The sequence below is a fragment of the Hydrogenophaga sp. 2FB genome (assembly GCF_005503365.1).
GTDB lineage: Bacteria > Pseudomonadota > Gammaproteobacteria > Burkholderiales > Burkholderiaceae_C > Hydrogenophaga.
This window is the reverse complement of the sequence record NZ_SCML01000027.1, coordinates 1-23,543: the sequence shown is the minus strand read 5'-3', so window position 1 is coordinate 23,543 and position 23,543 is coordinate 1. Positions and strand designations below refer to the sequence as shown.

At 66.3% G+C, this 23,543-nt stretch carries 24 protein-coding genes and 1 pseudogene; 6 read left to right on the top strand and 19 right to left on the bottom strand.

The features are described from left to right. Nucleotides 1–29: 29 nt before the first annotated feature. Complete coding sequence (locus FFS09_RS16715; protein WP_252374405.1) at nt 30–1,418, top strand: TolC family outer membrane protein; 1,389 nt, start codon at nt 30–32, stop codon at nt 1,416–1,418. A gap of 82 nt (nt 1,419–1,500) precedes the next feature. Here the strand turns inward: FFS09_RS16715 and FFS09_RS16710 are convergent, their stop codons facing one another. From FFS09_RS16710 to mltG, 9 genes are all read right to left on the bottom strand, one after another. After that, the gene (locus FFS09_RS16710) at nt 1,501–2,115 is read right to left on the bottom strand and encodes a hypothetical protein (protein WP_137920030.1); all 615 of its coding nucleotides are present in this window, start codon (nt 2,113–2,115) and stop codon (nt 1,501–1,503) included. Between the two features lie 435 nt (nt 2,116–2,550). Then, the gene (locus tag FFS09_RS16705) at nt 2,551–4,062 is read right to left on the bottom strand and encodes a tripartite tricarboxylate transporter permease (RefSeq protein WP_137920029.1); all 1,512 of its coding nucleotides are present in this window, start codon (nt 4,060–4,062) and stop codon (nt 2,551–2,553) included. Between the two features lie 16 nt (nt 4,063–4,078). Next, nucleotides 4,079–4,567: a tripartite tricarboxylate transporter TctB family protein gene (locus tag FFS09_RS16700; protein ID WP_137920028.1), complete on the bottom strand. Its 489-nt coding sequence runs from the start codon at nt 4,565–4,567 to the stop codon at nt 4,079–4,081. Between the two features lie 126 nt (nt 4,568–4,693). Continuing rightward, nucleotides 4,694–5,365 (bottom strand): ankyrin repeat domain-containing protein, encoded by a 672-nt coding sequence (locus tag FFS09_RS16695; RefSeq protein ID WP_137920027.1) that lies wholly within the window; start codon nt 5,363–5,365, stop codon nt 4,694–4,696. Nucleotides 5,366–5,382: 17 nt separating this feature from the next. After that, nucleotides 5,383–6,213 (bottom strand): TatD family hydrolase, encoded by an 831-nt coding sequence (locus tag FFS09_RS16690; protein WP_137920026.1) that lies wholly within the window; start codon nt 6,211–6,213, stop codon nt 5,383–5,385. Between the two features lie 74 nt (nt 6,214–6,287). Next, on the bottom strand, nt 6,288–6,659 hold the full coding sequence (locus FFS09_RS16685; RefSeq protein WP_137920025.1) for a PilZ domain-containing protein: 372 nt from the start codon (nt 6,657–6,659) through the stop codon (nt 6,288–6,290). A gap of 35 nt (nt 6,660–6,694) precedes the next feature. Continuing rightward, nucleotides 6,695–7,729 carry a DNA polymerase III delta subunit-related protein gene (locus FFS09_RS16680; protein WP_137920024.1) on the bottom strand — a complete coding sequence of 345 codons (1,035 nt, stop codon included), beginning with the start codon at nt 7,727–7,729 and terminating at the stop codon, nt 6,695–6,697. Then, on the bottom strand, nt 7,726–8,385 hold the full coding sequence (gene tmk, locus FFS09_RS16675; RefSeq protein ID WP_137920023.1) for a dTMP kinase: 660 nt from the start codon (nt 8,383–8,385) through the stop codon (nt 7,726–7,728). Before tmk ends, FFS09_RS16680 begins: the two co-directional genes overlap by 4 nt. Nucleotides 8,386–8,413: 28 nt before the next feature. Next, the gene (gene mltG / locus FFS09_RS16670; protein ID WP_137920074.1) at nt 8,414–9,415 is read right to left on the bottom strand and encodes an endolytic transglycosylase MltG; all 1,002 of its coding nucleotides are present in this window, start codon (nt 9,413–9,415) and stop codon (nt 8,414–8,416) included. Between the two features lie 74 nt (nt 9,416–9,489). Here mltG and ygfZ point away from each other — a divergent pair, with 74 nt between their 5' ends. After that, complete coding sequence (gene ygfZ / locus FFS09_RS16665) at nt 9,490–10,434, top strand: CAF17-like 4Fe-4S cluster assembly/insertion protein YgfZ (RefSeq protein WP_252374404.1); 945 nt, start codon at nt 9,490–9,492, stop codon at nt 10,432–10,434. Between the two features lie 20 nt (nt 10,435–10,454). Next, nucleotides 10,455–11,291: an NRDE family protein gene (locus FFS09_RS16660; RefSeq protein WP_137920021.1), complete on the top strand. Its 837-nt coding sequence runs from the start codon at nt 10,455–10,457 to the stop codon at nt 11,289–11,291. Nucleotides 11,292–11,310: 19 nt separating this feature from the next. Here FFS09_RS16660 and FFS09_RS16655 read toward each other — a convergent pair whose 3' ends face one another. The 4 genes from FFS09_RS16655 to FFS09_RS16640 are packed head-to-tail and all read right to left on the bottom strand — an operon-like array spanning nt 11,311 to nt 14,693. Further along, nucleotides 11,311–12,330, bottom strand: a complete 1,020-nt coding sequence (locus tag FFS09_RS16655; RefSeq protein WP_137920020.1) for a TRAP transporter substrate-binding protein — start codon at nt 12,328–12,330, stop codon at nt 11,311–11,313. 38 nt (nt 12,331–12,368) lie between these two features. Next, the gene (locus FFS09_RS16650) at nt 12,369–13,661 is read right to left on the bottom strand and encodes a TRAP transporter large permease (protein ID WP_212745115.1); all 1,293 of its coding nucleotides are present in this window, start codon (nt 13,659–13,661) and stop codon (nt 12,369–12,371) included. Nucleotides 13,662–13,665: 4 nt separating this feature from the next. Beyond that, nucleotides 13,666–14,157, bottom strand: a complete 492-nt coding sequence (locus FFS09_RS16645; protein WP_137920019.1) for a TRAP transporter small permease subunit — start codon at nt 14,155–14,157, stop codon at nt 13,666–13,668. After that, nucleotides 14,154–14,693, bottom strand: coding sequence for a gluconokinase (locus tag FFS09_RS16640; RefSeq protein WP_137920018.1), 540 nt, complete (start codon nt 14,691–14,693; stop codon nt 14,154–14,156). Before FFS09_RS16640 ends, FFS09_RS16645 begins: the two co-directional genes overlap by 4 nt. A 182-nt stretch (nt 14,694–14,875) precedes the next feature. Here FFS09_RS16640 and gntR point away from each other — a divergent pair, with 182 nt between their 5' ends. Further along, nucleotides 14,876–15,901 carry an HTH-type transcriptional regulator GntR gene (gntR, locus tag FFS09_RS16635; protein WP_252374403.1) on the top strand — a complete coding sequence of 342 codons (1,026 nt, stop codon included), beginning with the start codon at nt 14,876–14,878 and terminating at the stop codon, nt 15,899–15,901. A gap of 29 nt (nt 15,902–15,930) precedes the next feature. On the opposite strand, the gene FFS09_RS16630 is transcribed toward gntR, so the two are convergent. Both FFS09_RS16630 and FFS09_RS16625 read right to left on the bottom strand, forming a co-directional pair. After that, on the bottom strand, nt 15,931–16,797 hold the full coding sequence (locus FFS09_RS16630) for a YbgC/FadM family acyl-CoA thioesterase (protein ID WP_137920016.1): 867 nt from the start codon (nt 16,795–16,797) through the stop codon (nt 15,931–15,933). 1 nt (nt 16,798) lies between these two features. Beyond that, complete coding sequence (locus FFS09_RS16625) at nt 16,799–17,785, bottom strand: alpha/beta hydrolase (protein ID WP_137920015.1); 987 nt, start codon at nt 17,783–17,785, stop codon at nt 16,799–16,801. A 93-nt stretch (nt 17,786–17,878) separates the two neighbouring features. Here FFS09_RS16625 and gbd point away from each other — a divergent pair, with 93 nt between their 5' ends. Further along, nucleotides 17,879–19,015 carry a 4-hydroxybutyrate dehydrogenase gene (gene gbd / locus FFS09_RS16620; protein WP_137920014.1) on the top strand — a complete coding sequence of 379 codons (1,137 nt, stop codon included), beginning with the start codon at nt 17,879–17,881 and terminating at the stop codon, nt 19,013–19,015. A 1-nt stretch (nt 19,016) separates the two neighbouring features. Here gbd and trhO read toward each other — a convergent pair whose 3' ends face one another. Next, nucleotides 19,017–19,955 carry an oxygen-dependent tRNA uridine(34) hydroxylase TrhO gene (trhO, locus tag FFS09_RS16615; protein ID WP_137920013.1) on the bottom strand — a complete coding sequence of 313 codons (939 nt, stop codon included), beginning with the start codon at nt 19,953–19,955 and terminating at the stop codon, nt 19,017–19,019. Between trhO and FFS09_RS31585 the strand changes: the two are divergent. Next, nucleotides 19,954–20,082, top strand: a pseudogene (locus tag FFS09_RS31585) (Fic family protein); the annotation flags it as partial. The gene trhO and the pseudogene FFS09_RS31585 overlap by 2 nt on opposite strands. A gap of 369 nt (nt 20,083–20,451) precedes the next feature. Here the strand turns inward: FFS09_RS31585 and FFS09_RS16605 are convergent. The 3 genes from FFS09_RS16605 to FFS09_RS16595 form a co-directional block, all read right to left on the bottom strand. After that, nucleotides 20,452–21,546, bottom strand: a complete 1,095-nt coding sequence (locus FFS09_RS16605; RefSeq protein WP_137920012.1) for a patatin-like phospholipase family protein — start codon at nt 21,544–21,546, stop codon at nt 20,452–20,454. Nucleotides 21,547–21,585: 39 nt separating this feature from the next. Further along, entirely contained in the window at nt 21,586–22,410 is an 825-nt protein-coding gene (locus FFS09_RS16600) for an HDOD domain-containing protein (RefSeq protein WP_137920011.1), read from the bottom strand. Between the two features lie 112 nt (nt 22,411–22,522). Further along, the gene (locus FFS09_RS16595) at nt 22,523–23,350 is read right to left on the bottom strand and encodes an HDOD domain-containing protein (protein WP_137920010.1); all 828 of its coding nucleotides are present in this window, start codon (nt 23,348–23,350) and stop codon (nt 22,523–22,525) included. Between the last annotated feature and the right edge of the window lie 193 nt (nt 23,351–23,543).

The following is a 23,543-nucleotide window of genomic DNA, read 5'->3' as shown; positions in this document are numbered from 1 at the left end:
CGCCCACCGCGAAGGCTTTCGTCCCGCCGTTGGCCGTCTTGTTCGCCGCGGTCCTTGCGTTGCCGGCCCACGGCCAGAGCCTGGTCGAGCTGTACGAGTTGGCGCGCGGTTATGACGCCGTCTACCAGGCTGCGCGTGCGCAGCACGACGCCACGTTGGCGCGGGCGGCGCAGGCCAAGGCCGGCCTTCTGCCGACGGTGGGGCTGTCGGCCGGTGTCGCGCACACCCGGCAAGAAGTCACGCCCGAGAATGCCCTGACTTCGCGCGGGTTCAACACGAGGAACATCGGCATCAACGCAACCCAGCCCATATACCGCCCCGCCAACTGGGCGATCCATGAACAGGGCAAGCGCCAGAGCGACATCGCGCACGTTCAGCTCAGCCAGGCCGAGCAGGACCTGGTGGTGCGAGTCGCCCAGGCCTACTTCGACGTGCTGGCCAGCCAGGACAGTGTGGCGCTGGTGCGCGCACAGAAGGTCGCCGTGGGCGAGCAGCTCGCCTTCGCCCGGCGCAACTTCCAGGTCGGCACCGCGACCATCACCGACTCGCGCGAGGCGCAGGCCCGCTACGACCTGGTCATTGCCCAGGAGATCGCGGCGGAAAACGATCTGCAGGTCAAGAAGATCGTGCTCGACCAGCTGGTGGGTCGCCCTGGCAGTGTGCCGACACCGCTGGCTGTGCCGGTGACGCTTCCCACGCTGGTGCCGAACAACATCGAAGAGTGGGTCGCGCAGGCCGACGTGGGGCACCCGTCGATCCTGCAGGCCCAGTTGGGGCTGGACGTCGCCGGGCTGGAAGTGCGCAAGGCCGAAGCCGGCCACCTGCCCACGCTCGATGCCACCCTGGGTTACAACGTCACCCGCAACCCGCAAGGCACCACCACCACCCCGGAGCGCTCGCGCATCAAGGCCGCGTCCGTGGGTGTCGTGTTCAACCTGCCCTTGTTCGCCGGCTACGCGACCGAGAACCGCATCAAGGAAACGCTGGCACTCGAAGAGCAGTCGCGCGCGGTGCTCGAATCGACGCGCCGCAGCGTGTCACAGGCCACCCGGGCCGCCTTTCTGGGGCTGGTGTCGGGGACCGGCCAGGTGAAGGCGCTCGAAGCGGCCGAAGCGTCCAGCCAGGTCGCACTGGACGCCAACCGCATGAGTTACCAGGTGGGCGTGCGCATCAACATCGACGTGCTCAACGCGCAGACCCAGTTGTTCCAGACCAAACGCGACCTGGCGGTGGCGCGCTACACCGTGCTGCTCGGCGACCTCAGGCTACGGCAGGCCAACGGCACGCTGCGGCCGGAGGACTTGCGCGCCATCAACGCCATGCTCGCGACCAACGGCCGCAGCGCGGTCGACAGCACGGCGCGGATCGCCGTGCCGATGCCACTTCCGCCGCTTCCACCACTGGCGCCGACCCGCTAGCTTTTGCGATAGATCGACTGGCCAGCAAAAAGGGCGACCCGGATGGATCGCCCTTTTGCCGTCGTCAGACGCGACGCAAGGTTCACTGGGCGCCGACGAAGCGGGTGCCTTCAAACGCGCGGGACTCGCTGGTGCGGTACTGTGCCCAGGCCAGCAACAGCATCAGCCCGATGAAACCACCGGCAATCAGCACCGGGTAGGCCGCAAGGATCTGGGGCAGCGAGTATTTCCAGTTCAGCGGACGGCCCACGCCCAGCAGCGCGGCATAGAACCACGACACCGCCGACGCCGAACCGGCGAACACGGCGAAGCTGCGCTGGGAGAACGACATGTTCAACAAGGTGCCAGCCTTCTTCATCAGTGGCAGCACACGGTGGTGCAGCAGGACGCCGTTGAGCGTCAGCAAGCAGACCACGGTGATCTTGGCCTGCAGCTTGGGGTTGGCGAAGTACTCCCAGCCTTTGAACGAGGCGTCCAGCGCGATCATGGCCACGCCGGTGGCCCAGAGTGCGACCAGGGCCATGGCCACGGTGTTCTGCAGGTCCTGCAGGTGTTTCGGGTCCATGCGCTCGCGGGGATCGCCCGAGATGAGCTGCTTGACCATGGCGATGTCGCTCATGAGGATCAGCCCGAGTGCCGCGCAGCAAGCGATCAGGTGGGCGTAAACGATGGCCATTCGCGTAAGTTCAAATTCCATGTGGGATGTGTCCGGTGAAGAGTCAAAGGCAGCCCCGACTGAAGCGGGCTCGGAGGCTCGATGGAAGACGCATCAAAGCCGAGGCGTTAATGTCTCCATTTCTCGACAGTTCACCTGTTCGCAGATGCAACGAGTCGTCCGACTGCCCTTGTCACCAAGCGTTACTCAAATCCATAGCAGCTGTTTCAGACAAGCAGTGCTCCATTCTCCGAATTGATCCCCCATTTGGGGGATGTGCCAAGGCCTTTTCCCTAACGCCCTGTAGCAGTTCTCACGCGGTTCAAGTGGTTTGCGGTCCTTTTTGAATTAACGACGGTTAAGTTTGTGAATTTCAGGGTGCTGCTTCACGCAAGCGCCCAAACAAAAAAGCCCAAACCGTTCTGCAACGGTTTGGGCCTTTTGATGACCCGGGCGCTTGCGCACCCGGGCAATCGATCACTCTTCCACGAAAGCTTCTTCGCGTTTCTTCTTGATCGAGGGCAGCAGCACGATGAGCAGCAGCAAGGCAGCGACCGCGAGCAGCGTGGCAGAGATCGGACGGGTCACGAACACCGACCAGTCACCGCGCGAGATCAGCAGCGCACGGCGCAAGTACTCTTCCATCATCGGCCCCAGGATGAAGCCCAGCAGCAAAGGCGCTGGCTCACAACCGAGTTTGATGAACAGGTAACCGATCACACCGAACAGCGCCACCATCCAGATGTCGAAGTTGTTGTTGTTGGTCGAGTACACACCGATCGCACAGAACAGCACGATGGCCGGGAACAGCCAGCGGTAAGGCACGGCGAGCAGCTTGATCCACATGCCGATCAGCGGCAGGTTCAGGATGATCAGCATCGCGTTGCCGATCCACATGGACGCGATCAGACCCCAGAACAGTTCCGGGTTGCTGGTCATGACCTGTGGGCCAGGCTGGATGTTGTGGATCGTCATCGCACCCACCATCAGCGCCATCACGGCGTTGGGCGGAATGCCCAGCGTCAGCAGCGGGATGAACGAAGCCTGCGCACCGGCGTTGTTGGCCGACTCGGGACCCGCCACGCCGCGGATGTTGCCTTGACCGAACGGGACTTCGCCCGGCTTCATCTTGACCTTCTTCTCGATCGTGTAGGCCGCAAAAGCGGACAGCAGCGCACCACCACCGGGCAGGATGCCCAGGCACGAACCCAGTGCCGTGCCCCGCAGAACGGCCGGCACCATGTTCTTGAAGTCCTCCTTGGTCGGCATCAGGCCGTGCACCTTGTCGGTGAACACGGAGCGCTCGCCTTCGGGGTGGGACAGGTTGTGGATGATTTCGCCGTAGCCGAACACACCCATGGCAATCACGGTGAAGCTGATGCCATCGGTCAGTTCCGGGATGTCGAAGCTGAAGCGGGCCACGCCCGAGTTCACGTCGGTACCGACCAGACCCAGCAGCAGACCCAGCACGATCATGGCCAGCGCCTTGACGAGCGAGCCGGAAGCCAGCACCACCGAGCCGATAAGGCCGACGATCATGAGCGAGAAATACTCGGCGGGACCAAAGCTCAGGGCGACCTCTGTCAGTGGAGGCGCGAACGCGGCCAGCCACAAGGTGCCGACGCAACCCGCGAAGAACGAACCCAGACCGGCAGCCGCCAGCGCTGGTCCTGCCCTTCCCTTCTTCGCCATCTGGTGCCCGTCGATCACGGTGACCACCGACGAGGATTCACCCGGCAGGTTGACCAGAATAGCCGTCGTGGAGCCCCCGTACTGGGCGCCGTAATAAATACCGGCCAACATGATCAGCGCAGCCACAGGTGGCAGGCCGTAGGTGGCGGGCAGCAGCATGGCGATGGTGGCGACCGGACCAATGCCGGGAAGCACACCGATCAGCGTACCGAGCAGACAGCCGATCAGCGCATACAGGATGTTCTGAAAGGTAAAGGCGACGCCGAAGCCCAGCGCCAAGTTGTCAAAGAGTTCCATTCGAAAATTCTCCGGATCAGGCGGTCAGGAACGCAGGCCACACCGGGAACTGCAGATTCAATGCGTACACGAAGGCGAAATAGCTGCCCACAGCGAGAATGGTGGCCAGGATGACCGACTCCTTGACACTGCAGTTGGGCCGGGCGAAGCCCGCAATCACCACCAGCGCATAGATCGCGATGATCAGGCCGAAGGCGGGGATGCCGAGCGCGGGGACGCCGACCAGCAGGACGCCGAATGCCAGGTTGGCACCGATGATGAAGCCCAACGGTCGCCAGGCGAAACGTCCGACGGGGTCACCGTCCCTTGCCTTGCTCTTGAACGACTGCGCTGTGATCAAGAGGCCCAGGATGGTGAGCACGACACCGAGCAACAGGGGAAAGTAGCCTGGGCCCATGCGTGCTGCGTTGCCAACGGTGAAGTTGGTGGCGCCGATGCCGAATGCGACGCCGACGGCGGTGAACATCAGTCCTGCGAAAAAGTCTTTTTGACTAGCCATCTTCACGACGGTGTCTCCTTATTTTGTGGATCAGCGGGCGATTGTGAGGCGACTCGGTCAAATGGCCCATGTGGGTTACACCTACTTTTGGCCGAATCAAACAGGGGAAAAGTCGTTCCAGTCAGCGTCTCCTTACCACTTTCCTTTGGGCTGACGTGCGCGCACAACAGCCGAAATCTTCTCGGCCGAAGCGGCGCGCCCAGCGCGTTGTGCGAAATCGATGGCGGTCAACCCCTTCTGGTTTTTGATCAGGGGGTCGGCCCCTTCGTCCAGCAAGAGTTGGACCACCCCGGGTTGGCCGTATTGAGCGGCCATCATCAGGGGCGTGGTGCCGTTGGGGGACTCGGCGTCTATGTAGGCGTGGTGTTCCAGCATCAGGCGCACCATGTCGGCGCTGGCGTTGCCGGGATGGGTGGCGGCGTAGTGCAACGGCGTCCAGCCGGTTTTGTTGACCTCGGCCTGGCGTGCGATCAGGCGGCGCGCCAGGTTCAGATCGCCTTTGAGCGCCGCCATCATCAAGGCGCTTTCGTCCTTGGCCGTGCGGGCTTCGATGTTCACCGACTTTTCGTCCGCGAGGTAGTTGGCCACGGCGCTTGAGCCATCGCGAATGGCCAGCACGAGCGCGGGATCGCCGGCCTCGTTGCGGGTGTTCAGGTCAAAACCGCGCTGGGCCAGCTGACGCAGCCCGGGCACATCGTTGCGCTTGATGGCGGTGAAGAAGTCGTCGAACGAGCTGGCCTGCAAGGTAGATGTGAAGCTCAGCAGCAGTAAAAATACCCATTTAAAAACAATGTGGTTTTTCATGTTTTTAATGTGAATATTTAAATATTGTCAGCGGGCTGGCACGCGCCCACGCGATCAAATAGCTGCTCGAAATTGCGGCTCGTGGCTTCGGCCACGGCTTCCACCGGAATGCCTTTGATCTCGGCCACCTGTTTGGCGACCCAGGGCACCCAGGCCGGCGAGTTTGTTTTCCCCCGGTGGGGCATCGGCGCCAGATACGGGCTGTCGGTTTCGATCAGGGTGCGGTCCAGGGGCACGAAGGCAGCCACTTCGCGCAGCTCGGCCGCGTTGCGAAATGTCAGGATGCCCGAGAAGGACACGAAGAAACCGAGGTCCAGCGCGGCGCGCGCAACCGCCATGGTTTCCGTGAAGCAGTGGAACACGCCTTTGGACACGGGTTGGCTCTGGCCAGAGCCGGAACGAAGCCCGCCCTCTTCCGCCAGGATCGCCAGCGTGTCGTCCGACGCGCTGCGGGTGTGGATCACCAGCGGCAAGTCGGTCTGGCGCCCGGCGCGGATGTGGGTGCGAAAACGTTCGCGCTGCCACTCCATGTCGGCCACAGTGCGTTCGCCCAGGCGGTAGTAGTCCAGGCCGGTCTCGCCAATGCCGATGACCTTGGGTCGCGCCGCGCCGCGCAAGAGATCGTCGAGCGTGGGTTCCTGGATGTCTTCGTTGTCCGGGTGCACGCCGATGGTGGCCCAGAGATGGTTGTGCGCCTGCGCCAGGCCGTACACGTCTTCGAACTCTTCGAGCGTGGTGCAGATGCACAGCGCGCGGTCGACCTGCGCTTGCGCCATGTCCGCAAGGATCTCGGGCAATCGGGCGCGCAGCTCGGGAAAGCTGAGGTGGCAGTGGGAGTCGGTGAACATGGGGGAGAGAAGGCGCCGGCACGAAAAAGCCGAAGGGCACACATTGTGCGCCGCATCGGCGGGCCGGGTCTGGCTCAGAGTGTCTGTGTGGCGCGGTCCGAGCCCAGGCTGGAGCCCAGGACTTCTTCGATTTTGAGTTTGAGTTGGCGCGACTTTTCGTCGGACGGGAAACGGATGCCCACGCCTTGTGTGCGTGCGCCCTGCGCCTTGGCGGGCGTGACCCAGGCGACCTTGCCGGCCACCGGGTAGCGCTGCGCATCGTCGGGCAGGCTGAGCAACACATACACGTCATCGCCCAGGCGGTATTCACGCGCCGAGGGGATGAAGATGCCACCGTCTGCAAACAAGGGAATGTAGGCAGCGTACAAAGCCGCCTTCTCCTTGATGGAGAGCTGGATCACGCTCGGTCGGGCGGTCGCTGCCGATGGAGAGGGGGTGGTGCTCATGAGGGGCGAGTTTAGCGGCAATGGTCTGCCTGGGATCAAGGTGTTTTGCGCCCTACCCCGCTGGCCAGCACCTGCCGCGTTCGCGCGGCCCAGGCTTCCTGGGTCAGGTTCGCGTTGTAGGGGTGCTCCACCGTGCGCGCGGCGGCGATCAGCTCGCGCGACCATTGGGCCAATGCAGCCCAGCGCGGCGCGGGCGGGAGTTGTTCGGTGGGAAAGAAGCGCGCGGGCGCACCGGCCGCGCGGGCCATCAGGTCATGACACAGCTTCTGCAAGACCGCCAGTTGCTGCGCGGGTGGCCAGCCCGCCAGCGTGCCCCAGTCGCCTCGGGTCAGCGCTTGCGGCAGTTGCGCCCATGTGGCGCCTTGCAATCCTGTGGCAGCCCAGGCCAGCGCGTCGTCGGGGCGGCCCCCCGCAGCCTGCAACCACACGCCAGCCTGGGCGCGGTCCGCGGGTTTGCCGGCCGCACTCGCCTGCTGCACCAGCCAGTCCAGGGCCTCGGACTCGGTCGGCCACGCCATGGCGTGCGTCTGGCAGCGGCTGCGAATGGTGGGGAGCAACTGGTGGGCAGCTTCGCTGGCGAGCACGAAGCGCACTTCGCCCAAGGGCTCTTCCAGCGTCTTGAGCAAGGTGTTGGCCGACTCCATGTTCATGCGCTCGGCCGGGTGCACCAGGATCACCTTGGTGCGGCCGCGCGAACGCGTGAACTGCGTGAACGACACGGCCTCGCGGGCCGCCTCCACACGGATGAACTTGCTGGCCTTGCGCTTCTTGTCGTCGATTTCCTTCTGCGCGACTTCGTCCAGCGGCCACCCGAGTTCCTGGCACAGCGTCTCGGGCATCAGCACGCACAGATCGGCATGCGTGCGCACGTCGATGGCGTGGCAGCTGCCGCAAACGCCGCAGGCGCCGTCGGCGGTGGGCTGCTCGCAGAGCCAGGCGCGGGCGAGCGCGAGCGCCAGGTCGTACTGCCCCAGACCCGAAGGACCCGCGAGCAACAGGGCGTGCCCCCGATGGCCGAGCAGGTTGCGCAGTTGGCCATGCAACCACGGTGCGAGGTTCGTCGCGCTCACGCGGCGGCCCCGGAAACCTGCAGCCAGCCGCGCTGCTCCACCGCCTGGCGCACCTGCTGCCAGACCAGTTCCTTGGGCCGATCGGACGCAATGCGCGCGAAACGACCGGGCGCTTCGCCCAGGCGCGCGGCATAGCCCGCTGCCACGCGCTCGAAGAAGGCTTGCGGCTGCGATTCGAAGCGGTCAGGCGCGCGGGCCGCGGCCAGGCGTTGCGCGGCCACCGAGGGCGGCAGGTCGAACCACACGGTCAGGTCGGGCTGGCGCAGTTGCTCGCTGCCTGGCCGGGACTGCACCCAGTGTTCAAGCTGGCGCAGCACGCCGAGATCAAAACCCCGTCCGCCGCCCTGGTAGGCGAAGGTGGCGTCGGTGAAGCGGTCGCACAGCACCACCTCGCCGCGTTGCAATGCGGGTTCGATCACCTGCTGCAGGTGGTCGCGGCGCGCGGCGAACATCAGCAAGGCTTCGCTCAACGGGTCCATCGCGTCGTTCAGCACGAGGTCGCGCAGCTTTTCAGCCAGCGGCGTGCCACCGGGTTCGCGCGTGAGCGTCACGTGGCGCCCGGCCGCGCGGAAAGCGTCGGCCAGGGAGGCGATGTGCGTGGATTTGCCCGCGCCATCGATGCCTTCGAAAGTGATGAAGAGTCCGGCCGAGGGCATGTACTAAGGAGAGATCGGGTGTGCGGGATCAGCGGCGCAGGATGTAGCGCTGCACCGCCGCGTTGTGTTCTTCGAGCGTGGCGCTGAACTGGCTGGAGCCGTCACCGCGCGAGACGAAATAGATGGCGTTGGACTCGACGGGACGCACCGCCGCCAGCAGCGAGGCCATGCCCGGCATCGCGATCGGCGTGGGCGGCAGGCCCGCCCGGGTGTAGGTGTTGTAGCGCGTGTCGGACTCCAGGTCGACCCGACGCAGGTTGCCGTCGAACCGCTCGCCCAGGCCGTAGATCACCGCCGGGTCGGTCTGCAGGCGCATGCCGATGCGCAGGCGGTTGGAGAACACGGACGCCACGCGCCGGCGGTCGCTCTCCAGGCCGGTTTCCTTCTCGACGATGCTGGCCAGAATCAGCGCCTCGTCCGGCGTGCGCAGCGGCGACGCGCCGTCGCGCTGTTCCCAGACCTGGGTCAGGCGCTGTTCCATGGCCTGTGCGGCCTGCTTCAGCACGCTGGAGGCGGGCGCGCGCGTGACCACGCGGTAGGTGTCGGGGAAGAAACGGCCCTCCGGGTGCCGGCCCGGGTAACCGATGAGCGCCATGATGTCGTTGTGGCTCATGCCCTCGATGTCTTGCGTGAGGTCGGGCGAGCTGCGCACGGCCTGCAGCACCTGGCGGATGTTCCAGCCTTCCAGCAGCGTCACGCTGCGCAACGCTTGCTCTCCGCGCACCAGCTTGGACAGCAGCGTGCGCGGCGTGGTGTCGGGCGCAATTTCGTAGGTGCCGGCCTTGATGTCGCGCGCCTGGCCCGAAAAGCGGAACCACGCGTAGAGCAGCGCCGATGGCGCGTTCACCCCGGCCGAGGTCAAGGTGTCGGCCACGGTTTGCGCCGACGACCCTGGCGCAATGGTCACGAGCAGCGGCTTTTGTTCGGACGCGGCCAACGGCAGCGGTTGTTGCAGCCACCACAAGCCGCCGACGGCCGCCAGCATGCCCGCCAGCAAGGGCACAAGCAGCAACAATTTGAGCAGGCGGATCACAGGCTTGGGCTCGTCAGGGACAAGGCGTGGAGGGGCAACGGGGAATCGAGCCGACCATGATAATCCACGCGATGAGCACCTCGACGATCCCCCATAGCACCCCTACCGGCCTCGCCACGAGCGGGGTCACGCCCCTCTCGAACCTGGGCGTGATCCGCGTCGAAGGCGAAGACGCCGCGACCTTCCTGCAAGGCCAGCTCACGCAGGACTTTTCCCTGCTCGCGCTGTCCGAAGCGCGCCTGGCCGCGTTCTGTTCGGCCAAGGGCCGCATGCAGGCGAGCTTCGTGGGTTTCAAGCGCAGCCAGAACGAAGTGCTGCTGGTGTGCAGCCGCGACCTGCTGGCGACCACGCTCAAGCGCATGACCATGTTCGTGTTGCGCGCCAAGGCCAGACTCAGCGATGCCAGCGAGGCCTTTTCGCTCTTCGGCCTCGTGGGTAACGCCGTGCCGCCCGCGCTGCCCGACGCACCCTGGAGCCAGTGGCGCGATGGCGAAGCGAGCGTCGTGCGCCTGTACCCCGCCGAAGGCCTGTCGCGCGCATTGTGGGTGGCACCGGCGCAAACCGAAAACCCGGCGGGTGAGCCCCTGGCCGAGCCGCTGTGGCAGTGGCTTGAGGTGCGCAGCGGCGTGGCCACGCTGAGTCAGCCGGTGTTCGATGCCTTCGTGCCGCAGATGCTGAACTACGAATCGGTGGGCGGCGTGAACTTCAAGAAGGGCTGCTACCCCGGCCAGGAAGTGGTGGCACGCAGCCAGTTCCGCGGCACCCTCAAGCGCCGCGGCTATGTGGTGCACGGCGACGCACCCATGGTGGCGGGCGACGAAGTCTTCCACAGCCGCGATGCCGAACAACCCTGCGGCACCGTGGTGCAGGCCGCGCCAAACCCCGCTGGCGGGTTCGACGCCATTGTCTCGATGCAGACCAACGCCGCCGAGGAAGGCAGCCTGCACACCGGCAGCGCCAGCGGCCCCGCGCTGCGGTTGTTGCCCCTGCCCTACCCCTTGCTCGACGACATCTGACCGCGTCAATCGGTGCGACCATGTGCCTCATTGCCTTTGCCCTTCACGCCGACCCGAGTTGTCCGCTGCTCATCGCGGCCAACCGCGACGAATTCCTGAACCGCCCCACGGCCGCCCTGCAACGCTGGTCACTGGCCGACGGCACCGAGATCGTGTCCGGGCGCGACCTGCGCGACGGCGGCACCTGGCTGGCCTTGAGCCCGCAGGGGCGCGTGGCCATGCTGACCAACGTGCGGCAGTCGCTCGCCGGTCCGGGGCCGCGCAGCCGCGGCGAGCTCGTCACCCGCTGGCTGCAGAGCGATGGCGATGAAGACCGTTTCGCGGGCACGATCGATCCGGCCGCCTACGCCGGTTTCAATCTCGTGATGGGCGATTTCCACCGCGACCGCTGGAGCTGGTTAAGCAACCGCGATCCCGAGACGCCGCACGAACCCCGCGCGCCGGCACTGCACCGCAAACCGCTGGGTGCGGGCGTGTACGGTCTGTCCAACGCCAGCCTGGACACCCCCTGGCCCAAGACACTGCGGCTCAAACAGGCGGTGAACGAATCGCTGGCCGGGCTGCGCGAACACGCCGCCGCGCCGGACGACTGGATGAAGCCGCTCACGCGCACGCTGATCGACACCGGGCCGGCCGATCCGCCCACCTTGCCGCACACAGGCGTGCCCGACGACATGGAGCGCGCCCTCTCCAGCCCGTTCGTGCGCATGCCCGATCGCGCCTACGGCACGCGCAGCAGCCTGGTGGTGAGCACCCAGCCGCGCGCCGCGGGCTGGGAGGTGCGCATGGACGAATGGACGCACGACCCCCTGCCGTTCGATCCGGCCTCGCACCGGCGCGAAACGCTGAGCTGGTGACAGGCCCGAAGGCCGTCCTTTACTTCGCGGCGCGCGCCTTCGCCACGGCGGCCTGCGTTTCCTTCCACAGGTCTTCGCCCACGTTGGTGGCGATGCCGGTGTTCACCGCGGCGAGCTTGTCGCGCATGCGGTTGGCTTCGGCCGGTGACAACTGGTTGACCTGCATGCCCTTGCCCTTGAGGTCGGCCAGCGCCTTGTCGGCTTCGGCGCGCGTGTCCTGGCGCTCGAAGTCGCGGCTCTTCTTCGCGGCATCCAGCAGCACCTTCTGCTCGGCCTTGCTCAAACCATCCCAGTACTTCTTGCTCACCAGCACGATCCACGGGCTGTAGACGTGGTTCGTCACGGTCAGGTACTTCTGCACCTCGTAGAACTTGCTCGAGAGGATGGTGTTGTACGGGTTCTCCTGGCCGTCCACGGTCTTGGTTTCGAGCGCGGTGAAGAGTTCGGAGAACGGCAGCGGCACGGCGTTGGCGCCCAGGGTCTTGAAGCTGTCGATGAACACGTTGTTCTGCATCACGCGCAGCTTGATGCCGTCCATGTCTTCCAGCTTGGTGACGGCGCGCTTGTTGTTGGTGAGGTTGCGGAACCCGTTCTCCCAGTAGACGAGGCCCACCAGCCCCTTTTCCTGCAGCTTGTCCATCACCTTCTGGCCCACCGGGCCGTCGAGCACGACGTCGGCTTCCTTGGCGTTGTCGAACAGGAACGGCGTGTCCCAGATCGCCATTTCCTTGGTGATGCCCACCAGCGTGGCGGTGGATCCCACCATCATTTCCTGCGCGCCACCAATCAGCGCCTGCTGCATCTGCACGTCCGAGCCGAGCGCGGCAGCACCGATGGCGCGCACCTTCATCTTGCCGCCCGAGGCCTTCTCGACTTCTTCGGCAAACAACTTGGTGGCGCGGCCCTGGTTGGAGATTTCGTTCAGGCCGTAGCCGAAGCGGATGATGCGCGGCTTGATGTCCTGCGCCCAGCTGGCGAAGGGTGCGGCGAGCGCGGCCGCCGCGGTGGCGGCGATGAGGGTGCGGCGAAATACGGTCATGACAGTCTCCTTCGAGTGGTATGTGAAATATGAAAACGTCAACGCATCCAGGCCACGGGCGCGGTGACGATCTGCGGGAACACGATGAAAAGGCCGAGAACGATGAGGTAGGTCAGCAGGAACGGGTTCACGCCCTTGATGACCTGGTGCATGGGCAGGCGCCCCACACCGGCCACCACGTTGAGCACGGTGCCCACGGGCGGCGTGACCAGGCCGATGGCGCCGTTGAGCACGAACATCAGGCCGAAGTACACCGGGTCGATGCCCGCCTTCACGGCGATGGGCAGCATCACCGGCGCGAAGATCAGGATGGTGGGCGTGAGATCAAGCGCGGTGCCGATCGCCACCAGCACCAGCATCATCACCACCATCAGCACGCGCGGGTGCTCCACCAGCGGACCGAGCCAGCCGGTGAGCGTGGATGGCAGGTCGGCCAGCGTGATCATGTAGCTCGCCACGGCGGCGCCAGCGCACAGGAACATCACCACCGAGGTCGTGCTGGCGGCACGCACCAGCGCGGCGTACAGGTCGGGCAGGCGCATCTCGCGGTGCACGAAGAAGGCGATCACCAGTGCGTAGAACGCGGCCACGACGGCGGCCTCGGTCGGCGTGAACACGCCGGTCTTCATGCCGCCGATGATGATCACCGGCATGACCAGCGCCCAGACCGCGCGGCCCGTGAGGCGCAGGCGCTCGGCCATCGGCACCGGTGGCGAACTGGTCAACGTCATCTTGCGCAGCACCACGCGCCAGGCCACCACCAGTGCCACACCCATGACCAGGCCGGGCACGATGCCCGAGATGAACAGCGCGGAGATCGAGGTGTTGGTGGTGACGCCGTAGATCACGAACGCCATCGACGGCGGGATGATCGGACCGATGACGCTGCCCGCGGCGATCAGCCCGGCGGACGAGGCCACCGGGTAGCCGTGCTTGCGCATCATCGGCAGCAGGATGGCGGACATGGCCGCGGCGTCGGCCAGCGCCGAGCCCGACATGGCCGAGAGCAGCACCGCCGCGCCGATGGCCACGTAACCCAGACCACCGCGCACGTGGCCGACCCAGGCTTGCGCCATGTCGATGATGCGCCGGCTGATGCCGCCCGAGTTCATGAGCTCGCCGGCCAGGATGAAGAACGGCACCGCCAGCAGCGGAAAACTGTCGATGCCGGCCACCATGTTCTGCGCCAGCAACTGCGTGTCCCAGAAATCCATCACCCAGGCCATGGCGGCCCCGGTGAGCAGCAGCGCGAACGCCATGTTCATGCCGATGCCCATGAGCACCAGCATGCCGGAGATGAAGACCACGAAGGCCAATGCTTCAACGCTCATCGTGTCACTCCATGTCCACCGCGTGGCCCAGGTCGAGCGGCGTGCGCCGCGCGATCTCGATCAGCACCATGAGGCCGATGGCCAGCGAGCACAGCAGCGCGGGCAACGGCAGCAATGCGACCGGGTAGCCCAGCACCACCGAGTGGCTGTCCATGCCCACCACCACCTGCTGCCACGCGCCACGGCCCAGCAGCACGCAGGCCAGCAGCACCAGGAGACGGATGGCCAACGTGGCGGATGCAAACGCCCTGGGCTTGTCACGCAACGCGCCGACCAGGCTGGTGAACGCCATGTGCTGGCCCAGCGGGTAGGCGGCGGTCGCACCGAGGAACACCATCCAGACGAACAGCAGGCGCGAGAGTTCTTCGGTGGCGTTGATGCCGCTGTTGAAGCCGTAACGCAGCACCACGTTGCCGAACACACAGACCACCATGCCCAGCAGACACAGCGCCAACAGGGCTTCGGCCCCGTGTTTCAAAATTGGGCCCGGTTTCATGAGAGGTTCTCCAGGGAGGAAAGGGCTTGGGTGCCGCGCACCCAGCGCACCACCGCAGAGGCGAGATCGTTCAGTGGCTGCGCGGCGTCCAGCGGCAACACGCCGGGCTCGTCGCGCGGGTCTTCCAGCGTGGCGAACTGGCTGGCCACCAGGCTCACCGGGAACAGGTGCGCCGGCCGCGCCGCCACGCGTTCGCGCGCCTGCGCCTGCGTCAGTTCGAGAAACACGAAGCGCAGGCCGGGTGCGGCCTCGCGCAGGCGGTCGCGGTAGCGCCGCTTGAGCGCCGAGCAGGTCAGCACCACGCCCTGCGGGTGCGACCGCAACTGCTCGGCCAGGGTGTCGAGCCAGGCCGCGCGGTCGTCGTCGCTCAGCGCGATGCCGCTGCGCATCTTGGCCACGTTGCTCGGGGCGTGGAAGTCGTCGCCTTCCAGCAGCGGCAGACCCAGTGCCTGGGCGCAGAGCTGCCCCAGGCTGGACTTGCCGCAACCCGCCACGCCCATGACGACGAGGGAGGTGTTTTCGGGCCGGATATTCATTTGGTAGCGCTATCCAAAAGGTTCGAAAAAAAAGACCGGTCCATATGCCAGCCATCGTCGCCCGTTTGTTGGGCGCTCTCATGGCAACATACGGGGAAATTCAGGGTAAGTTCGGGTGCCGATGCACTTCGGACAGCGCTATCCTATCGCCAGTCCAGCGCCATCAAACACGGGGAAAACCCTTGGAACCGACCGAACGCAAGCGACGCCACAGCGGCCGCACCACCCTCAGCGACGTGGCGCGGGCCGCCGAAGTCAGCCCCATCACCGCCTCGCGCGCGTTGCGCGGCGAGCGCAGCGTGGCGCCCGAACTGGTGGAGCGTGTGAAGCGCGCGGCCGAGCAACTCGGCTATGTGCCCGACCCGGCCGCGCGCGCCCTCGCCTCCCAACGCAGCACACAAGTGCCGGTGCTGGTGCCGCTGCTGTCGAACGCCCTTTTCGTCGACGTGCTCGAAGCCGTGCACCGCACGTTGCTGCCGCACGGCTACCAGACGCTGATCGGCGTGACGCACTATGAGCCGCGCGAAGAAGAGCAGTTGCTGCGCAGTTACCTCGCGCACCGCCCGGCGGGCCTGCTGGTGACCGGCTTCGACCGCACCGAGGCCGCGCGCCAGATGATCGCGGCCAGTGGCGTTCCCTGCGTGCACCTGATGGAGCTGACCCAGGCGCCCGGCGTGTACTGCGTGGGTTTCTCCCAGATCGAGGCGGGGCACGCCATCACCGAGCATCTGGTGCAGCGGGGTCACAAGCGCATCGCCTTCGTGGCGGCCCAGCTCGACCCGCGCACCATGCAGCGCGCCGAAGGCTACCGCCGCTGCCTGCGCGCGCATGGCCTGTACGACGCAAGGCTGGAGCTGCTGAGTCCCCAGCCATCATCGATGCGGTTGGGCGGTGAGTTGCTGGAAGACCTGCTGCGCACGCGGCCCGAGGTCGACGCCGTGTTCTTCTGCAACGACGACCTCGCGCAAGGGGGTCTGCTGACCGCGTTGCGGCTGAAGATCGACGTGCCGGCGCGCATCGCCGTGGCGGGCTTCAACGATCTGTCGGGCAGCGACCAGATGGTGCCGCCGCTGACCACGGTGCGCACGCCACGCCGCGCCATCGGCGAGGCCAGCGCGCAAATGCTGCTGAGCCTGATGCGCGGCGAGGCACCGCCGCGGAACTCGGTGAACCTGGGCTTCGAGCCGCTGATCCGCGGCAGCAGCTGAGGACGGCAGGCCCGATCGAAGAAGGCGGGTCAGAGCTTCGCCACCATCTCCTGGTGCGCAATCCCCGCCTCCTCAAACGGCTCCCCCCGCCGCTCGTAACCCAGCCGCGCGTAAAAACCCTCGGCGGTGTTCTGCGCGTGCAGCATTACTTCCTTGTCCCCACGCTCTCGCGCCGCGCCCATGAGCGCGTGCAACACATCGCGCCCCAGACGCCCGCCGCGCAGCGAGCGCTCCACCGCCATGCGGCCGATGCGCGCCACGCCGGGTTCGTGGGGCAGCAGGCGGCCTGTGGCCACCGGTCGGCCGAGGCGGTTGTAGGCCACGGCGTGCACCGCCACCTTGTCGGCCTCGTCCCACTCCAGCTCCTTGGAAATGCGTTGCTCTTCCACAAAAACATCGGTGCGCAGGCGCTGCGCGTCGGCACCGAGTTCGTCCCATGACCCCACGCGCACTTGCGCCATGGCTTCGCCGGCCTCGTAGCCCAGGAGCGTGTCGCGCAAGGCCGCAGGCACCGGGCGCGAGGTCTGCGTGGCCGGGTCGGCGAACACGTAGATCAGCTCACCGGTGATGAGGTGTTCGTTGCCGCGAAAGATCGCGCCGGTGAAGGTCAGCGACGTGTTGCCCACGCGGCTGAGTTTCATGCCCACGTCGATCTGGTCGTCGACCCGCGCCGAGGCGTGGAACTCCACCGTGGCCTTGACGACGTAGAGGTCGCCTTCGAGCTGCTCCATGCTCTCGTGGTACGGCAGTGCGAGTGCGCGCCAGTAGTCGCTGATGGCGGTATCGAAGTACATCAGGTAGTGCGCGTTGAACACGATCTTCTGCATGTCCACCTCGGCCCAGCGCACGCGCATGCGGTGGAAGAAACGGAAATCGGAACGGGACAAGGAAGGCATCTCAAACAACTCCAGAAAAGGCTTGGCGCAGCGCGGCGGCGGCGTGTTGGTGGGCGGTCCTGGCTTCGGGAAGGGCGCGACCGAAATTGATGAAGCTGTGCACCACGCCGGCGTAGATCTCCAGATCCACCGCCACGCCGGCATGGCGCAAGCGGTCGGCGTACATCACGCCTTCGTCCACCAGCGGGTCGCATTCGGCCAGGCCGATCCAGGCGGGCGCGACGTCGTCCAGTTCGCGCACGTGGCCGCTTTCGTCCACCCCGTCGAGCGGGGCAAAGCGCCAGTCGTCGCGGTCGGCGGGGCTGCGCACGTATTGGCCGAAGAAGTAGGTGATGAGCGCTTCGTCGAGCAGAAAGCCCTGCGCAAAGGTCTTGTGCGACGCGGTGTCCTGATGTCCGGCGCAACCGGGGTAGAACAGGCATTGCAAGGCCAGCGGCCAACCGGCGTCGCGCGCGGCGATGGCCGTGACGGTGGCGAGCGTGCCACCCGCGCTGTCGCCACCCACGGCGATGCGCGTGCCATCGAGCCCGAGCGCGCCAGCCTGCTCGCGCAGCCATACCAGGCTGTCCCAGGCGTCGTTCGCCGCGGTCGGGAATTTCGCCGCGGGCGCGAGCCGGTAGTCCACCGACACCACCGCGCACGGCGCCAGGTGCGCGAGCTGGCGGCAGAGCGGTTCGTGCGTGGCCACGCTGCCCACGGTGAAGCCGCCACCATGGAAGAACAGCAGAACGGGCAAGGGATGCTCGGACGCGGGCGCGAACAGGCGCGCATGCAGCGTCTGCCCATCGCGCGTGGGCACGCGCAGGTCTTCCACACGGGCCAAGGGATGCGCTGCAATTTCCAGCACGCCCGCGCCGGCTTCGTACGCGGCCTTGGCCTCGTCGGGCGACAAGGTCTGCAGCGGTGGATGCCCGGCGCGCTCGATGTTCTCTAGGAGGCGGCGCGTGACGGGCGTGAGCAGGGTACGGGGATCGGCTCGGCGTGACATGGGCTCCGATTGTGGCTGTCTTTTGTGTGACCCGTGCGCCATAGGCAAGGCCCTATGCCGCCCGTATAGTTTTCGCTTCACGGAGACAACCCCATGGCCCAGATTCTTTACGTCACCAACATCCTGATCGACTTCGGCGCGCTGGCGCAGTTGCAGGCCGAATGCGAGCGCGTGGGCATCACCCGCCCGCTCATCGTCACCGACGCGGGGGTGAAGGCCGCGGGCCTGCTCGACAAGGCCATCGCCGCCCTGCCCGGCCTGAACCCCGCGGTGTTCGACCAGACGCCGTCCAACCCCACGGAGGCCGCCGTGCGCGCGGCCGTCGAGGTGTACCGGCAGGCGGATTGCGATGGCCTGATCGCGCTCGGCGGTGGCAGCGCCATCGACTGCGCCAAGGGCGTGGCGATAGTATCCACGCACGAAGGCCCGCTCAGGACCTACGCCACCATCGAGGGCGGTTCACCGAAGATCACCGATCGCGTGCCGCCGTTGATTGCGGTACCCACCACCGCCGGCACGGGCAGCGAAGTGGCGCGCGGTGCGATCGTGATCGTCGACGACGGCCGCAAGCTCGGCTTTCACAGCTGGCACCTGGTGCCCAAGACCGCCCTGCTCGACCCCGAACTCACCCTGGGCCTGCCGCCGATGTTGACGGCCGCTACCGGCATGGACGCGATCGCGCATTGCATGGAAACCTTCATGGCGCCGCCTTTCAACCCGCCGGCCGATGGCATCGGCCTCGACGGCTTGCAGCGCGGCTGGGCACATATCGAACGCGCCACGAAAGACGGGCAGGACCGCGAGGCGCGTTTGAACATGATGAGCGCGTCCATGCAGGGCGCGATGGCGTTTCAAAAGGGCTTGGGATGCGTGCATTCCCTCAGCCACAGTCTGGGCGGCGTGAACCCGCGCCTGCACCACGGCACGCTCAACGCCATGTTCCTGCCGGCCGTGATCCGCTTCAACGCCGAGGCCGAGTCGATGAAGAAGGACAACCGCCTGCAACGCATGGCGCACGCCATGGGTTTGTCGAGCGGCAACGACGTGCCCGACGCGATCAAGGACATGAACCAACGGCTGGGGCTGCCCTCGGGCCTGGTGGCCATGGGCGTGACACCGGACCTTTTTGACCGGGTGATTGAAGGCGCGTTGGCCGACCACTGCCACAAGACCAATCCGCGACTGGCCAGCGCGGACGACTACAAGGCGATGTTGCTCGCGTCGATGTGATTCATTCGCGGTGCTCGGGCATGCGCGCGCCCACGTGCACCTCGCCACGCGCCTCGGCCAGTTCCACCTGGCGCTGGCGCTCCGCCAGGCGTTCTTTCTCTTCCGGGCTGCGCTGGTCGTGGCAGTGGGCGCAGCTCACGCCCTTGACGTAATGCGGCGAGGCTTTGTCCTCCGGCCCGAGCGGCCAGCGGCATGAGCGGCACAGCTCGTGCGGCCCGGTCACCAGGCCGTGGCCCACGCTCACACGTTCGTCGAACACGAAGCAGTCGCCCCGCCAGGCGCTCTGTTCGGGCGGCACTTCTTCCAGGTACTTGAGGATGCCGCCTTCGAGGTGGTAGACCTCGTCAAAGCCGCGCATCTTCATGAGCGCGGTGGACTTTTCGCAGCGGATGCCGCCGGTGCAGAACATCGCCACCTTGGGTTTGCGCCCCTCCCCTTGCAGCGCGGGCTGGGCATCGAGCCAGGCCGGCAGTTCGGTGAAGGTCCTGATGTTCGGGTTCACCGCGCCTTCGAAGGTACCGATGGCCACTTCGTAGTCGTTGCGGGTGTCGATCAGCAGCACGTCGGGGTCGGCCAGCAAGGCGTTCCAGTCCTGCGGCTTGACGTACTGGCCCACGGTCTTGCTCGGATCGAGCCCAGGCACGCGCAGCGTGACGATTTCCTTCTTCAGCCGCACCTTCATGCGGTGGAACGGCGCGTGGTCGCTCCAGGATTCCTTGTGCGGCAAACGCGCAAGGCGCGGGTCCGCGCGCAGGTGGGCCAGGACCGCGTTCACCCCCGCCGCTGGGCCAGCGATGGTGCCGTTGATGCCCTCGCGCGCCAGCAGCAGCGTGCCCTTGACGCCGTTCGCCTCGCAGCAAGCCTGCAGCGGATCGCGCATGTCGACGTGATCGGGCAGATCGACGAACTGGTACAGGGCGGCGGTGAGAAAGGCTTTCATGGCTGCAATTATCCCGCGCCCGGTAGAGGCGATCCTGGCGAAAAGCTATGTGGCCGCCGCCGCCGCGCACCACCGGCTGGTGTGGATTCACCCCTTCTGCGATGGCAATGGCCGTGCCGCACGCTTGCAAACCGTGGCGGTGCTGCAGTCGCTGGGCCTGACGCACGGCCTGTGGTCTCCGCTGCGAGGCCTCGCGCGCGGCGCCGACGCCTACAGCGAAAAGCTGGCCAATGCGGATATGCCGCGCATGGGCGACCTGCACGACCTCTTCGCCACCGAGGGCGAATTGCCGCGAAGGGACTTTTCCAGCATGACGGGCTTGGGCGAGCGCACGGCCACGACGCAGATCGGCAAGTTGCTCGAGGCCGGCTTGCTCGTGACGGACACGCCGCGTGGCCCCGTGCGCCTGGGCATTCCCCTGCACGCGCTGCGCTTCATGTTCCCCGGGCTGTGGCCTGAAGCCGAGGCCGACGCGGCGTCGGGTGAGTCAGCGGAACTAGAGCGGATCAACGCGCGAGAGATCGGGTTTCTCCAGCCACAGCGCGAACTCATCAGCCAGTTGCTGCGCAGCGCTGGTGGCCGCGTTCCACACCTGCATGCGCGCGGCGAGGTTCTGGCCGTAGCGCGTGAAGTCGTTGCGGTCGGGCAGCTTGCCGTTGGGCAGCGCGCGCACCCAGTCGGGATCGGGCGCGAGCACCAGCATGGCATCCAGTGCCGGGCTGCTGCGGTGCCGGCCCGTCCAGGCCTTGTCCAGCCAGCCCGGTACCACCGCACGCTGGAAGTGCGGGTAGAGCACGAGGGGCGATGTGGCCGGGGGTTGGTATTGCAGGTGCATGTGGTAGTCGGTCAGGCCGCCGTCCCAGTAGGTGCCGGGCGGCGCGCCCGCGATGCTGCGCACCGGGCGCAGCATGAAGGGGATCGAGCAGCTCGCCTGCAACGCGTCCAGGAAATTGTCCGACAGCATCGCCACCTGGCGCGTGCGGTAGTCCAGCGTGGCGAAGGGCAGCTCGCTCATGGCGCCACTGCCCGGTGGCACGGACGAAAACACCACGCGTTCGAGCCAGGCGCCCAAGGCCTTGCGGTGCACCGCATTGACGGCGTACGCGCTCAGGTAGCCCAGGGGCGTGCGCAAGCTGCCATCCCGGTGCAGCAGCAGGCGCCCGCGAGAGGTGACGATGTGCAGGCGGTAGCGGTGATGTCCCAGGACTTCGTTTTCCCGTCCGCCGTAGAACAGGCGCAGGTTGTCGCCAAACCGCTCGCTCACCTGGTTGGCGGTGGCGCGTTTCTGGCCGGGCGGCAGCTCGTAGTGCTGCGCAATGTAGTCGCGCTCAAGACGCTCGAATGCGGCCCGTGGATCGTTCAGGCAAGCGGTGGCCATGCGCCACGCGCCAATGGAGGCGCCCACGAGGTGCACGGGCTGCGAGCTCCGGAGCAGCCAGTCGCCAAAGAGAAACCGGTCGAGCGGGCCGAGGATCAGGCCTTTGGGGCCCCCGGCTGCCGCAGGGATGACGCCGACGTGTTGTGGAAGCAGGCCGTGTTGTTCAAGATGACGCCGAGCCCGAGGGCCGGCGTAGAGGCGAAGCGCTGGCATAAGGTTGCGATTTTCGCGCAACCCGATGCGTTGACATCCTTATGAGGTCTCGCTGGCCTCGGACTGGCGCGAGATCGACGGTATCTGCTCGGCCACCACGGTGTCGGGGTCGATGCCGAGCACCAGCCCGACCGGGTCGGGGTAGGTGTTGATCAGCACTTCCGAGCGCATCTGCTGTTCTTCGGCGCGGGCACGCCAGGAGCCGATATGGATCACCCCTGCCATCGGTTCGTACACGTCGTTGTCGAACGGCGCGGTCTGGTGGAGGATGGCGTTGATCATGCGTTTGGGGAAGTGCCATTCGCGCGCCAGCGCCGCGCCGACCTCGGCGTAGCTGTAGCCGAACAGGCCACGCTCGGCCTTGGCGCGCTTGAGATCGAGCATGGGCACGCTGCGGTCGAGGTCGATCATCGCTTCAGGCATGCCCACGTGCATCACGAGCTCGCCAATGCCGTGGACGAGGCCGGCGGTGAAGGCGGTGTTCTCGTCCATCTTGATCGGCAGCGCGATATAGCGCGACAGACTGGCGGTGTTGAGGCTGTAGCGCCAGAACTGGTTGAGGTTGACGCCACCGACGGTGTGAAAGCCTTCACCGAGCGACGCGGCGATCACGAGGGCGCGCACCTTGATGAGGCCCAGCACGTTGATCGCATCGCGCGCGGTGTACACCGAACGGTTCAGCCCGAAGAAGGCGGAGTTGGCGGTCTTGAGCAGCTTGGCGGTGAGCACCGGGTCGTTTTCGATCAGGGCTGCCGCGAGCATCGCGTCCACGTCCTCCTGGTCAAACGTCTCGATGAGTTTGCGAACCACCTTGGGCACCGAGGGCAGTGCATTCGGTTGCTTGAGGAGCCTTTCGAGTTGCATGGAGTTTTGCCCTTCTGGGTTGCGCAGCGATCAACGGGTGGTTTCTTATGTCTTCGGCGGCGGCCCGTCGCACTTGAGACTTTTTTCCGACGTGACGCAGGCGGAAGTTGCATCAGTCGATGAAAGCGGCCAAGGCCTGGCTGAACGACCATTCGGTGGGGTCCTTGCCCAGCACGCTGTCCAGATCCAGGCCGAGGCTCAGACCGACCATGTCGGGGAATGTCGCGGCCAGGCCGCCATCGTCGAGCTGGATTTCTTCGGCCCGCGAGCGCCAGGACGCCAGGTGGAGCACGCCGCCCAGCGAGTCGTAGGCCTCCGCCTCAAATGGCGAAATCTGGTGCTTGAGCGCGGAGACGATGCTGGACGGGAACTGCCATTTTTCGGCCATCGCGGCACCGACATCGGCGTAGGAGTAGCCCAGCACCGAGCGCTCGACCTCGGCTCGGCGCAGATCCAGCGGTGGTGTGCCCATGTCGATGGGACCGATCACGTCGGGCATGGCGATGTGCATGAGCAGATCGCCAATCGCATGCACCAGTCCGGCGGTGAAGGCGTTGCCGTCGTTCTGGCGCAGCAGGGCGGCCAGCGAGCGGGAGATGTCGGCCACGCGCAGGCTGTAGCGCCAGAACTGCATCATGTCCACGCCGGGCACGTTCTTGAAGCTCGAGCCTAGCGCGGCTGCCATGACCAGCGAGCGCACGTGCGTCATGCCCAGCAAGGACACCGCTTCCTCGGCGCTGCCGATCTGGCGGCTGACGCGAAAGAAGGCCGAGTTGGACAGGCGCAGCACACGGGTGGTGAGCGCCGGGTCTTGCGACACCAGGTCGGCCACGCGCTTGGGGCTGGGGTCATCCTTGTTCATCTCGGCCAGCAGGTCCGAGACGGTGCGCGACATGGCAGGCAGGGCGCGCGGGTAGTTCAGGAGGGCTTCGAGTTCCATGAGGCGTTGAAGTCCGGTGAAGAGGGTTTTTGAATGTCCTCCTTATCGGCAGCGGGCCCGCCAACTTGAGCCCGCCCTACCCCGTTCGCGCTCGGCTACCGCTTCAGCTTGGCAAACGCCGACGCCATGGCCGAGGCCACAGGCGCCGGTGGCGAGGTATACCCACCACCCTGCCCGCCCGGACGGCCACCAC

What these genes read in the sequence shown, in the direction of transcription:
- FFS09_RS16710 (WP_137920030.1), bottom strand. Translation starts at nt 2,115, where the DNA reads ATGGAATTTGAACTTACGCGAATGGCCATCGTTTACGCCCACCTGATC.
- FFS09_RS16705 (WP_137920029.1), bottom strand. Translation starts at nt 4,062, where the DNA reads ATGGAACTCTTTGACAACTTGGCGCTGGGCTTCGGCGTCGCCTTTACC.
- FFS09_RS16695 (WP_137920027.1), bottom strand. Translation starts at nt 5,365, where the DNA reads ATGAAAAACCACATTGTTTTTAAATGGGTATTTTTACTGCTGCTGAGC.
- FFS09_RS16690 (WP_137920026.1), bottom strand. Translation starts at nt 6,213, where the DNA reads ATGTTCACCGACTCCCACTGCCACCTCAGCTTTCCCGAGCTGCGCGCC.
- FFS09_RS16685 (WP_137920025.1), bottom strand. Translation starts at nt 6,659, where the DNA reads ATGAGCACCACCCCCTCTCCATCGGCAGCGACCGCCCGACCGAGCGTG.
- tmk (WP_137920023.1), bottom strand. Translation starts at nt 8,385, where the DNA reads ATGCCCTCGGCCGGACTCTTCATCACTTTCGAAGGCATCGATGGCGCG.
- ygfZ (WP_252374404.1), top strand. Translation starts at nt 9,490, where the DNA reads ATGAGCACCTCGACGATCCCCCATAGCACCCCTACCGGCCTCGCCACG.
- FFS09_RS16660 (WP_137920021.1), top strand. Translation starts at nt 10,455, where the DNA reads ATGTGCCTCATTGCCTTTGCCCTTCACGCCGACCCGAGTTGTCCGCTG.
- FFS09_RS16655 (WP_137920020.1), bottom strand. Translation starts at nt 12,330, where the DNA reads ATGACCGTATTTCGCCGCACCCTCATCGCCGCCACCGCGGCGGCCGCG.
- FFS09_RS16650 (WP_212745115.1), bottom strand. Translation starts at nt 13,661, where the DNA reads ATGAGCGTTGAAGCATTGGCCTTCGTGGTCTTCATCTCCGGCATGCTG.
- FFS09_RS16645 (WP_137920019.1), bottom strand. Translation starts at nt 14,157, where the DNA reads ATGAAACCGGGCCCAATTTTGAAACACGGGGCCGAAGCCCTGTTGGCG.
- FFS09_RS16640 (WP_137920018.1), bottom strand. Translation starts at nt 14,693, where the DNA reads ATGAATATCCGGCCCGAAAACACCTCCCTCGTCGTCATGGGCGTGGCG.
- FFS09_RS16630 (WP_137920016.1), bottom strand. Translation starts at nt 16,797, where the DNA reads ATGCCTTCCTTGTCCCGTTCCGATTTCCGTTTCTTCCACCGCATGCGC.
- FFS09_RS16625 (WP_137920015.1), bottom strand. Translation starts at nt 17,785, where the DNA reads ATGTCACGCCGAGCCGATCCCCGTACCCTGCTCACGCCCGTCACGCGC.
- gbd (WP_137920014.1), top strand. Translation starts at nt 17,879, where the DNA reads ATGGCCCAGATTCTTTACGTCACCAACATCCTGATCGACTTCGGCGCG.
- trhO (WP_137920013.1), bottom strand. Translation starts at nt 19,955, where the DNA reads ATGAAAGCCTTTCTCACCGCCGCCCTGTACCAGTTCGTCGATCTGCCC.
- FFS09_RS16605 (WP_137920012.1), bottom strand. Translation starts at nt 21,546, where the DNA reads ATGCCAGCGCTTCGCCTCTACGCCGGCCCTCGGGCTCGGCGTCATCTT.
- FFS09_RS16600 (WP_137920011.1), bottom strand. Translation starts at nt 22,410, where the DNA reads ATGCAACTCGAAAGGCTCCTCAAGCAACCGAATGCACTGCCCTCGGTG.
- FFS09_RS16595 (WP_137920010.1), bottom strand. Translation starts at nt 23,350, where the DNA reads ATGGAACTCGAAGCCCTCCTGAACTACCCGCGCGCCCTGCCTGCCATG.